We start from the raw sequence: 9,430 nt of genomic DNA on the forward strand, positions 1-9,430 counted from the left end.
GGTTGCCTAATCGAGTACGGGCGGGCCCGCCTCGATGCGCCGCAGTACTGGGGTCAGGCGGTCTACGTCGGGGCCGGGGTCCAGTTGGCGTTCGTCCCACCAGGTGGCGCCTGCGTCGCGTAGTGGAGCGATCACGTCCTTGGGCTTGGTGGTATCCGGTGGAGTGGCGCCGCCGACTACGAGGTCGAAGGGGTGCTGGGTGTTGCCTTCGCGCTGGCTGTGCACGTAGGTGAGCAGCTCCCGTACGTCCTTGGGGTCCGGGGCGTGTCCGTGCAGGGCGTTCTTGAACAGGGGCACTGCGCCGTCCCATCGTGCGGCTCGTCGCATGGGCGGGCGGTTCGGCCAGAAGCCCCCGATCCATACCGGCGGGCGGGGGCGTTGCACGGTGGCGGGCTGCAGGCTTACGTTGCGCGCCTGGTAGTGCTGGCCGTGGTGGTCGACGGTCTCGCCCGTCCAGAAACGCCCCAGCAGCTCCAGTCCTTCGTCCAGCCGCTCGGCGAGCACGCGTCGGTCGGTGGAGTCGCCGAAGCTGCCGTACTCGTCCTCGACCGGCCCGCCCAGCCCTGCCGCGAAGATGACCCTGCCTGCGCTGAGGTTGTCCAGGGTGGCCACCTGCCGCGCGAGTTGCTGTGGCCGATAGCGGGCCACCGGAGTGAGCAGAGTCCCCAGCCGGATCCGTGACGTCGCGAGTGCGGCCGCGGTCAGCAGCATCCAGGCGTCCCCGAAGGGGCGCCCCGCGTACTCCCGGTAGTGGACGTGGTCCCAGACGAAGAGCCCGTCCCACCCCGCTTCCTCGGCCGCCGCCGCGACGGTTGCCACGTTTCGGGGGTCGGCAAAGTCGCCGAAGTTCGGGACGTTGATCGAGAAACGCATCCGGGCATCGTGGGCTGTCCCCGCCTGCCCAGGCAACGGATTATTGGTCAGTACGTGATCAGCCGCAGCGTCAGCGCGGCGGCACCGAGCAGCAGGTTCACCACCGGCGGGCCGAGGTGTGCCGTATCGCGGAACCGGACGTGTGCCCCGCACGCCAGCAGGAAGTAGACGGTGACGCCGGTCGCCGCGGCGATGCCGATCGGAGCCCAGAACAGCCCGGCGATCAGTCCGGCGACGGCGCAAGCCAGCACCCCCGCCAGTGCGTTGAGCCGCTCCTCGGGCACGTGCACCCGGGCGTAGCCTTCGACAACATCGGGCTTGTGGCTGAGCTTCAAGGCCACCGACGCCGCCAGGGAGGCGGCTAGTACGGCGGTGATGACGACGGTTGCGACGAACATCGGCGGCTCCGTACTCCGGCTGGCACACCACCCCGGTCTTGCCCCGATTATCCGCCATGTGCGGCCGCCCAGAGGGAGGTTGTGTGCAGGCAAGTAGGTACGTCGTTCTCGTGGATCTGGACGACACGCTGATCCCGGACCGCAGTGCGGCCTGGGCGGCTGTGGAGGCCACGCTGCATTCGCTCGGAGTGGCGCGTGCTTCGGAGCGCGTGCAGAGCGTCTTCGACATTGCCCGGTCCTGTTGGCGGGCAGGACCGTACTTCGAGTCGCTCAAGGGCCTGGGGATCAGCTCTTGGGAGGCGCTCTGGGCGGATCTGACACTTGCGTCGGTGCCGGAGGCGGGCGGGTGGGGACTGCGGTATCGCCTCGAGGTCTGGGGCGACGTGCTGCGGACCGCGGGCGCGGTTGCGGAAGCGGATCGCGAGGATGCCGCGCGACAGTTCGTACGGCATCGGCAAGAGCTGGTGCGGTGCCTGCCCGGGGCGGCGGAGTTCGTCGAGCGGATGGCTCGCGATCACGAGGTCTGGCTGATGACGAACGGGGCCTCTCGGCTGCAGCGCCTCAAGTTGAGCCTCAGCGGGCTGGATCAGTACGTTGCCCGGGTGTTCGTCTCCTCGGAGGTCGGGCACGCCAAGCCGCATCCGCGGTTCTTCGAGGCAGTGAGTGACGCGCTCCTCGACGATCAGGCCGTGTGTCTGGTGGTGGGCGACAGCCTGGACGGGGACGTACGTCCGGCGCTGGACCGGGGGTGGCCCGCGGTCCACCTGCCCTGCACGCGCGTCAGCTTGATTGGCGACGTCGTCCCTCCGTGCTCTCACCGCGCGGACGCCTCCTGACTTATACAGACCGCCCGTGCCGTTTATCACTTGGTGATGAGTTGGCATGGGTCGGGGTGGGTAGCGGCCCCTGAGGTGCGTTGTTTACAGTCAGGTGTGGGGTGTTGGGCGTAGGGTGCGGAATCGCGAGTTGACATATAGGGCAAACTTTTCCGCGGGCGGGCACATGTGGGCTTGAAAACAGCATGAATGGTCTGTTTAATGTGCGTGCGGCCCGGCATTCCTCGCCCGCGGTCAGGCGGCGTGCGATCCCCGTATGACGGGCCGACGGGAGCGATACGAGTGACGATTCAGCACCGGGCCGCCAAGACGCGATTGGCCCTGATCCGGTCTGCCGCCGAGGATTTCGCCGAGCGGGGTTACAGGTCCAGCACGCTGGAGGCGATCACTCGCCGCGCCGGGGTGAGCACCGGGGCGCTGCATTTCCATTTCGAGAACAAGGCGGCGCTGGCGACTGCCGTACAGGACGCCGCCCAGCAGGTGTTGGCGCGGATCGTCGCCGACTCGCGGTCAGGTGACGACGGCGCGCTGCAGCGGCTGACCGACGCCTCTCAGGAACTGGCCGCCCGGATGCGGGTGGACGTCGTCCTGCGTGCCGGATTCCGGCTCGGCTGGGAGGACGGCCGCCGGGACAGCGATGGCCTGCACCGGATGTGGCAGGAGTGTGTGACGGCGCTGATGGGCGCAGCCCAGTCGGAGGGTGCGCTCGCGGCCGACGTCAGGGCCGAGGAGGCCGTGCTCACCATCGTCGCCGCCACCACGGGATTCGAGGCACTGAGCCAGGAGGATCCCGTGTGGATCTCCCACTCCACGTTCACCGGATTCTGGAGACTGCTGCTGCCGAGTCTTGCGTGTCCCGAGGCCCTGGACGGGCTGGATCCCGCGGGAAGGCAGCAAACCCGTGGGGGGACAGCTGGATAACGGCGGTATGGATACGCCGAGTTGGCGGGCCGAGCGAGGCGTAGTCAGGCCTGCGCCGCCAGGCCGGCCAGCGGGTGGGCCCCGGAGCCGACGGACTGGCTCGCTTCCATGTGGCAGCGGAAGACGACCTCGCCGTCCTGTGTCCCGGTGACCTCGGCGGCCGCCGCGAAGGGCGTCAGGGCAGGGATTTCGCTGGCCTCCAGCCAGCAGGGAGCGTCGAACTCGACGTACTGGTACGGGCGGAGCGCGGCCGCAGTGAAGGCGTAACCGGGCTGCAGCGTGCCGGCGAAGGCCGCCTGCCGGGCCGCTTCCATCAGGACCAGGCCGGGCACGTGGTCGACGGCATGGTCGATCAGCGCAGGGTGGCCGGGGTTCGGCCGCAGCTCCCAGCGCTTCCCGTCGCCGAGCGGTGCCAGCAGCGTCTCGTCGTCGCTGTGCCGGCCAACTGCCAGGGGCGATACGGGTATCGAGGTGGGGGCGGGGCTGACCGGGCGGCGGTCGCCGCGCAATCGGGCGTAGACCTGCGGGGCGATCCAGCCGAGGCCGGCGTCGGCGGTGCCGAAGATGCCGCCGGCGTGCCAGAGCGTCAGCGCGACGTCCACGGCTCGGCGGTTGCGCCGGGTGAACACCACGTCGAGCGTGACCCGGGCGTCGGTATCGGGCAGGTTCAGCGGGTCGAGCCGGTAGGTGAGGCGGTTCATCAGGAAGTGGTCGGTCGGCGGCACGCCGGACTCGACGTGCAGCAGGCCGAGGACGCCCTGCCGAATCGTTTGCTCTACCAGCATGGTGTGGTCGGCGGCCGAGGCGAGAGTGCGGAAGAAGCAGTGCGGCCGGGACCAGTCGGCGTCGACGGAGTAGTGCTGGTCGCTGTGGCGACTCCAGCCGCAGATGAGGACATCCTCATCGTGAACGCGGTGCACCTGCCCGGGAGTCGGAGTTTTCGTCGGGGGCTGCGAGGGTCTGTCTTCGCTGGCCCGGTCTGCTTTCCCGTTCGGTGTGGACATGCTCGTACCCCTCTCTGGGGAACGCTGGGGGAACGCACGGCGCCTCTCGAATCCGGAGGCGTAGGCTCTGCATGACGTAGTAAACATACGGTCGGTCCGGTTTCTTTTCAAGCAAAACCGGGGGTGCTCCACAAGCGGAAGCCCCGATACTCGTCAGAGATGACTGCGGTAAGTACCCTGTAAAGTACGGGGTGGTCGGTTTTAATCTTCATCAGTTCTGGCGCAGTGGGGGAGGAGATCAGATGGCTCAGCAGGAGCGCGCCATCCGCACCCGGAAAGTGGTGCTCGACGCCGCGGGTGCCGTGTTCGCCGAGCAGGGATACAGCGCCACCACCATCGCGGAGATCCTCAAACGCGCCGGCGTGACGAAGGGCGCGTTGTACTTCCACTTTCCGTCGAAGCAGGATCTGGCCAGAGGCGTCATCGAGCAGGCGGTCACGGAACCTCCGCGCGAGGAGGAGCTGATCCTGCAGTCCTTCGTGGACATGGGGCTGGAGCTGGCCTACCGCCTGCCGCGCGAACCGGTGCTGCGCGGCGCCGCCCGGCTCGCCGCCGACCAGGGCGCTCCCGACTTCTTCGGCACCCCGTGGCCGCAATGGGCCTATCGCGGCGAGCAGTTGCTCAACAAGGCGAAGGCGCAGGGTGAAGTGCTGCCGCACGTCGACGCCGCGGTCACCTCCCGGCTGCTGGTCGGCTCCTTCACCGGCCTGCAGCTGGTCGCGCAGTCGGAGGCCGGGGCGGAGAGCTTCCAGGAGCTGGTCTCGCGACTGTACGATCACGTGCTGCCGGCCGTGGCTCTGCCCGGGGTGCTCATGCAGCTGGACACCTCGGTCGAGCGCGGCGCGCTGCTGGCCGAACGCAAGCCGCACAAGCAGGAAGCGATGTCCTGAGCGACGTACGGATCGCACTCACACGGCAGGGGTGGGCATGGATCAGCTCGGCGGCAAGGTCGCACTGGTAACCGGCGCGAGCCGGGGGATCGGCAGGGCCATCGCGCAGCGACTGGCCGGCGCGGGTGCGCTGGTCGCGGTGCACTACAAGAGCAACCGGGCCGCCGCGGAGGAGACCACGGACGCGATACGGCGGGCCGGCGGCCGTGCGTTACCGGTCGAAGCCGACCTGGCCGCGCCCGATGCCGCCGATACGGTCTACGCGGCGCTGGACGCGGGGCTGAAGGAGGAAGGGCTCGAGGCCGGCTTCGACATTCTGGTCAACAACGCGGCGCTGGGCCCCGCGGTGCCGCTGGCCCAGGTCACGCCCGAGCACCTCGACGAGCTGCTGGCCATCAACGCCAGGTCGCCGTTCTTCCTCGTCCAGCAGGGACTGCCGCGGCTGCGGGACAACGGGCGGATCATCAACATCTCGTCACTGGCCTCCCGTACCGCCTTCCCCGAGGCCATCGCGTACGCCATGACCAAGGGCGCGCTCGATGCCTTCACCCTCGCGCTGGCCAAGGAGGTCGCCCCCCGGGGCATCACGGTCAACGCCGTCGCCCCGGGGTTCGTCGAGACGGACATGAACGCGCCGCTGCGTGAAAGCGAGCAGGGGCGGCAGTGGCTCGCCTCCCAGTCGGTGTTCAACCGGATCGGCCAGCCGGCCGATATCGCGGATGCCGTGGCCTTCCTGGCCTCCGGCGAGGCGCGGTGGATCACCGGCCAGTGGCTGAGCGTGAGCGGCGGATCGGCTCTGTAGGGACCCGGTCTAGAGCCCCGCCACGGACAGTGCGGTCCCCGCCCGCGGGCCGGGGAGCACCGGCAGCTCCCGGTGGCCGTTGAGGACCAGCGAGGACACGGGCTCGAGCCGGTCGACAGGGACGGCCAGGCGCAGGTCGGGGAAGGCCGCGAAGAGGCTGTCCAGCGCGATCACCGCCTCCATGCGTCCCAGGGGCGCGCCCAGGCAGTGGTGCACGCCGTGGCCGAAGGCCACGTGGGTGGCGCGGGTGCCGCGGGTGAGGTCGAAGCGGTCGGCGTCATCGCCGTGCACCCGCTCGTCGCGGCCCGCTCCCATGGCCGAGACGACGATGGCGTCCCCGCGGGGTATCAGCTCACCCGCGATCGACACGTCCTCGGTCGCGTACCGCAGCAGGAAGTTGGCAGCGGGCGGATCCAGCCGCAGGATCTCGTCGACGGCGTCCTCCCAGCCGTACAACCCCTCGCGGATCAGCTCCAGTTGTGCGGGGTGGGTGAGCAGGGCGTGCACACAGCGATCGATGAGGGTCGCCGTGGTCTCGTAGCCGGCCGCCACCAGGTGCAGCAGGGTGTCGGTGAGTTCCTGCTCCGTGATGGCGTCCGCCCCTTCGGCCGCGCTCTGGGCCGCCAGCAAGGCGCTCGTCAGGTCCTCGCCCGGCTCGGCCCGCCGGGTGGCCACCAGGTCCGCGAGGATCGCGTACATCTCGCCGGCGGCCTCCTGGGCGGCTGCCGCCGGCAGCGCGGTGTCGTGGAGGGCGGCGATGAGCCGGCGCAGCGGAAGGCGCTGCTCCTCGGGCACGCCGAACAGCAGGCAGATGACCCGGGCAGGTAAGGGCTCGGCATACGCCGTGCGCAGGTCGACCGGCTCGTCCGGGGGCAGTTGAGCGATTCCGTCCAGCAGGTCCGCCACCAGCCGCTCGATCTCGGGGCGCAGCCGCCGCACCTGCCGCATGGTGAAGCCGGCGGCGACGAACTTGCGCAGCCTGCTGTGGTCGGCGCCGGCCGAGGTGAACATGTTCTTCAGCGACACCCACTTGGCCAGGGACCAGTCGGTGGTCACCCGGCCGTCGATCCAGGCCTGCCAGTGCCGGCGCGGGTCCTTCGAGATCCGGGGGTCGGTCATCAGCTGCTTGGCCTCGGCCAGCCCCGACACCATCCACGCCGGTACGTCGCCGGGCAGGACCACGCGTGTCACCGGGCCGAGTTGCCGCAGTTTGCGTACCTCACCCGGCAGGTCGGCGCCGGCAGGGTCAAGGGTCAGCGGGCACTGTTGTCTGGTCACAGGACGTCTCCCTTTCGATGGCATAGCTGGCGAATGACGAGCCGTGCATGGCGCGGTTGCGCTTGGCGCTGAGGGAGTCCTGAGAGCGAGTCTAAATAAGAAACAGTCCGTCCGGTATGGATTCTGTTCGACTGCGGCTGCACTTCATACGGAGTTACGCGTTCCGTCACCGATGGCGACAGCGGTGGTCAGGGGCGCAGGACGACCTTGCCGACGGTGCGGCGGGCCAGCAGGTCCGCATGCGCCCGGCGGGCGTCGGCAAGCGGGTAGCTGCCGTGCACCACCGGCTTGAGGCGGCCGTCCGCCGTCAGCTCGAACAGCTCCCGCAGGGGCCCGTCGACCGCCCCGGGCCGGGCGAGTGCCGCACGGAGCCAGAAGCCCGCGACCGACGCGCTCAGCCGGCTCAGCCGCGCCGGGTCGACGTGGGGGATGCCGGTCCGCGCGGCACTGCCGTAACTCACCAGGCGGCCGAACGGAGCGAGGGTGTCCAGGGCTTGGCCGAAGAGATCCCCGCCGACCGCGTCCAGCACGACATCGGCCTGCCGGTCGTGGGGGTAGGTGATCACCTCGTCGGCGCCCAGCTCCAGGGCCAGCCGCTCTTTCGCGTCGGTGGATGCCTGGGCGCGGACGCACCCCGCGCCGAACTCCCGGGCGAGCTGCAGCGCCAGGCTGCCGACCCCGCCGGCGGCCGCGTGCACCACCACCGTCTCTCCCTGCTGCATCCGGGCCGCGGTGCGCAGCAGATGCCAGGCGGTCAGCCCCTGGACCAGCAGGGCGAGCGCCGCCCCGGCGTCGAGGTCCTCGGGGATCTCCCATACGGCGGCCTCCTCGGCCACCGCCAGCTCGGCGTATCCCTGGCGCACGCGGGCGAGCACCCGCCGTCCTTCGGGGGTGCGGCCGACCACCTCGGTTCCGGGGATGCACGGCAGCGGGTCGGATCCTGGATACGAGCCGTCGACGAGGTGAGTGTCGGCGAAGTTGACCCCGGCCGCCTCGACGGTGATCAGGACCTGTCCGGGGGACGGGCGCGGGACGGTCGTCTCGGTCGGAGTGAGGACCTCGGGTCCACCTATGCGGGCGAACTGGATGGCGAGCACGCACGGCACCCTAGCGCGGCCCCGGCCGGTGGTCATCGGCGCCGGCGCTACCACCGCACCGGCAGCCGGCGGACGCCCCGCAGCAGCATCCCGGGGATCCGGGCGCCGTGCTCCCCGCTCGTGTCGAGTGCCAGTCCGGGGCAGCGCTCGAGCAGCGCACCGAGTGCGACGCGCCCTTCGAGGCGGGCCAGCGGTGCGCCGAGGCAGTGGTGGATGCCGTGGCCGAACCCGAGGTGGCCGGAGGGTTTTCGGTGGATGTCGAAGAGGTGGGCGTCGCGGAAGCGGCCCGGGTCCTGGTTGGCATCGGCCATGCAGATCAGCACGGTGGCGCCGCGCGGAATGACGGCGCCGCCGATGTCGATGGACTCCAGCGCCAGGCGCGGCGTGGACGACTCCACCGGACCGTCGTAGCGCAGGATTTCCTCGATGGTCTGCGGCAACAGCCCGTCCGGGTCGGCGCGCAGGGCGGCGAGCTGCTCGGGGTGGGCGAACAGGGCCCGCAGCCCGTTGCCGATCAGATTGACCGTGGTCTCGTGTCCCGCGATCAGCAGCAGCCCGCAGGTGCCGAGGATCTCGTCCGGCGACAGCCGGTCACCGCCCTCGTCCACCGTATGCACCAGGGCGCTGAGCAGGTCGGGGCCCGGCCGGGCCCGCTTGGCGTCGATGAGCCCGGGCAGGTAGCCGTTCAGCTCCTGGTACGCGCGGGCCTCCGCCCGCGGACTGGTGCGGGACACCAGCTCGTTGGACCAGCTCCTGAAGGCCGCCCGGTCGAGTTCGGGCACGCCCAGCAGCTCGCAGATGATGGTCATCGGGAGCGGGAACGCGAAGCTGCCGATCACGTCGGCGCGGCGGTCCTCGGCGGCGAGCATGTGGTCCAGGAGCTCGTGCGCGAGGGCGGTCACGCGGGGATGCAGGGCCCGTACGCGGCGCTGGGTGAACTCGCGGGCGACCAGCCGCCGCAGCCGGGTGTGGGCCGGCGGATCCGCCATCAGCATGTGCGCGAGTGCCGGATCGTCGCCGGTGGTGTTGGTGATCCGGCCGACGTCGCCCGAGCGCGGCCAGTCGCGGCTGAGCCGGGCGTCCTGGCACGCCGCCCGGCAGGCGTCGTAGCCGAGGACGAGCCAGACCGTGTCGCCGTCCGGTGTCCGCACCTGGTGCACCGGGCCCTGCGCGCGGAGGCGCGCATACGCCGGGTAGGGGTCGGCCGCGAAATCCGGATCCAGTTCCAGAAGATCTAAGACAGGCACGGCGGGACGCTAGTGCCTTCGCGGCGGCCGGGTAAACGGGGCCTTGGGCGCCACGCCGGCGTCAGGGGGCGGGCGTTTCGGGGG

The 9,430-nt window shown here is 70.5% G+C and carries 10 protein-coding genes; 4 read left to right on the forward strand and 6 right to left on the reverse strand.

The annotated features are described in order from the left end of the window. Nucleotides 1-6 precede the first annotated feature (6 nt). A complete protein-coding gene (locus G5C51_RS16620) occupies nt 7-873 on the reverse strand; it encodes an LLM class flavin-dependent oxidoreductase (protein ID WP_165238008.1) in 867 nt (288 codons plus the stop codon). Between the two features lie 47 nt (nt 874-920). Next, nucleotides 921-1,271 (reverse strand): DoxX family protein, encoded by a 351-nt coding sequence (locus tag G5C51_RS16625; RefSeq protein ID WP_165238010.1) that lies wholly within the window; start codon nt 1,269-1,271, stop codon nt 921-923. 110 nt (nt 1,272-1,381) lie between these two features. On the opposite strand from G5C51_RS16625, the gene G5C51_RS16630 reads away from it, so the two are divergent. Next, nucleotides 1,382-2,107, forward strand: coding sequence for an HAD-IA family hydrolase (locus G5C51_RS16630; protein WP_165238012.1), 726 nt, complete (start codon nt 1,382-1,384; stop codon nt 2,105-2,107). Nucleotides 2,108-2,389: 282 nt separating this feature from the next. Then, entirely contained in the window at nt 2,390-3,028 is a 639-nt protein-coding gene (locus G5C51_RS16635) for a ScbR family autoregulator-binding transcription factor (protein ID WP_338118173.1), read from the forward strand. A 44-nt stretch (nt 3,029-3,072) separates the two neighbouring features. On the opposite strand, the gene G5C51_RS16640 is transcribed toward G5C51_RS16635, so the two are convergent. Next, nucleotides 3,073-3,948 (reverse strand): ScbA/BarX family gamma-butyrolactone biosynthesis protein, encoded by an 876-nt coding sequence (locus tag G5C51_RS16640; protein WP_165238016.1) that lies wholly within the window; start codon nt 3,946-3,948, stop codon nt 3,073-3,075. A gap of 326 nt (nt 3,949-4,274) precedes the next feature. Between G5C51_RS16640 and G5C51_RS16645 the strand changes: the two genes are divergently transcribed. Together G5C51_RS16645 and G5C51_RS16650 are read left to right on the forward strand one after the other, a co-directional pair. Next, nucleotides 4,275-4,922, forward strand: a complete 648-nt coding sequence (locus G5C51_RS16645) for a ScbR family autoregulator-binding transcription factor (RefSeq protein WP_165238018.1) — start codon at nt 4,275-4,277, stop codon at nt 4,920-4,922. Between the two features lie 37 nt (nt 4,923-4,959). Then, entirely contained in the window at nt 4,960-5,724 is a 765-nt protein-coding gene (locus G5C51_RS16650; RefSeq protein ID WP_165238019.1) for an SDR family oxidoreductase, read from the forward strand. 9 nt (nt 5,725-5,733) lie between these two features. Here G5C51_RS16650 and G5C51_RS16655 read toward each other — a convergent pair whose 3' ends face one another. From G5C51_RS16655 to G5C51_RS16665, 3 genes are all read right to left on the reverse strand, one after another. Next, complete coding sequence (locus G5C51_RS16655; RefSeq protein ID WP_165238021.1) at nt 5,734-7,002, reverse strand: cytochrome P450; 1,269 nt, start codon at nt 7,000-7,002, stop codon at nt 5,734-5,736. Nucleotides 7,003-7,190: 188 nt separating this feature from the next. Continuing rightward, complete coding sequence (locus G5C51_RS16660) at nt 7,191-8,099, reverse strand: zinc-binding dehydrogenase (protein ID WP_165238023.1); 909 nt, start codon at nt 8,097-8,099, stop codon at nt 7,191-7,193. A 47-nt stretch (nt 8,100-8,146) separates the two neighbouring features. Then, nucleotides 8,147-9,346, reverse strand: coding sequence for a cytochrome P450 (locus G5C51_RS16665; RefSeq protein ID WP_165238025.1), 1,200 nt, complete (start codon nt 9,344-9,346; stop codon nt 8,147-8,149). Between the last annotated feature and the right edge of the window lie 84 nt (nt 9,347-9,430).

It is taken from the genome of Streptomyces coryli, from assembly GCF_011044975.1.
Classification (GTDB): domain Bacteria; phylum Actinomycetota; class Actinomycetes; order Streptomycetales; family Streptomycetaceae; genus Streptomyces; species Streptomyces coryli.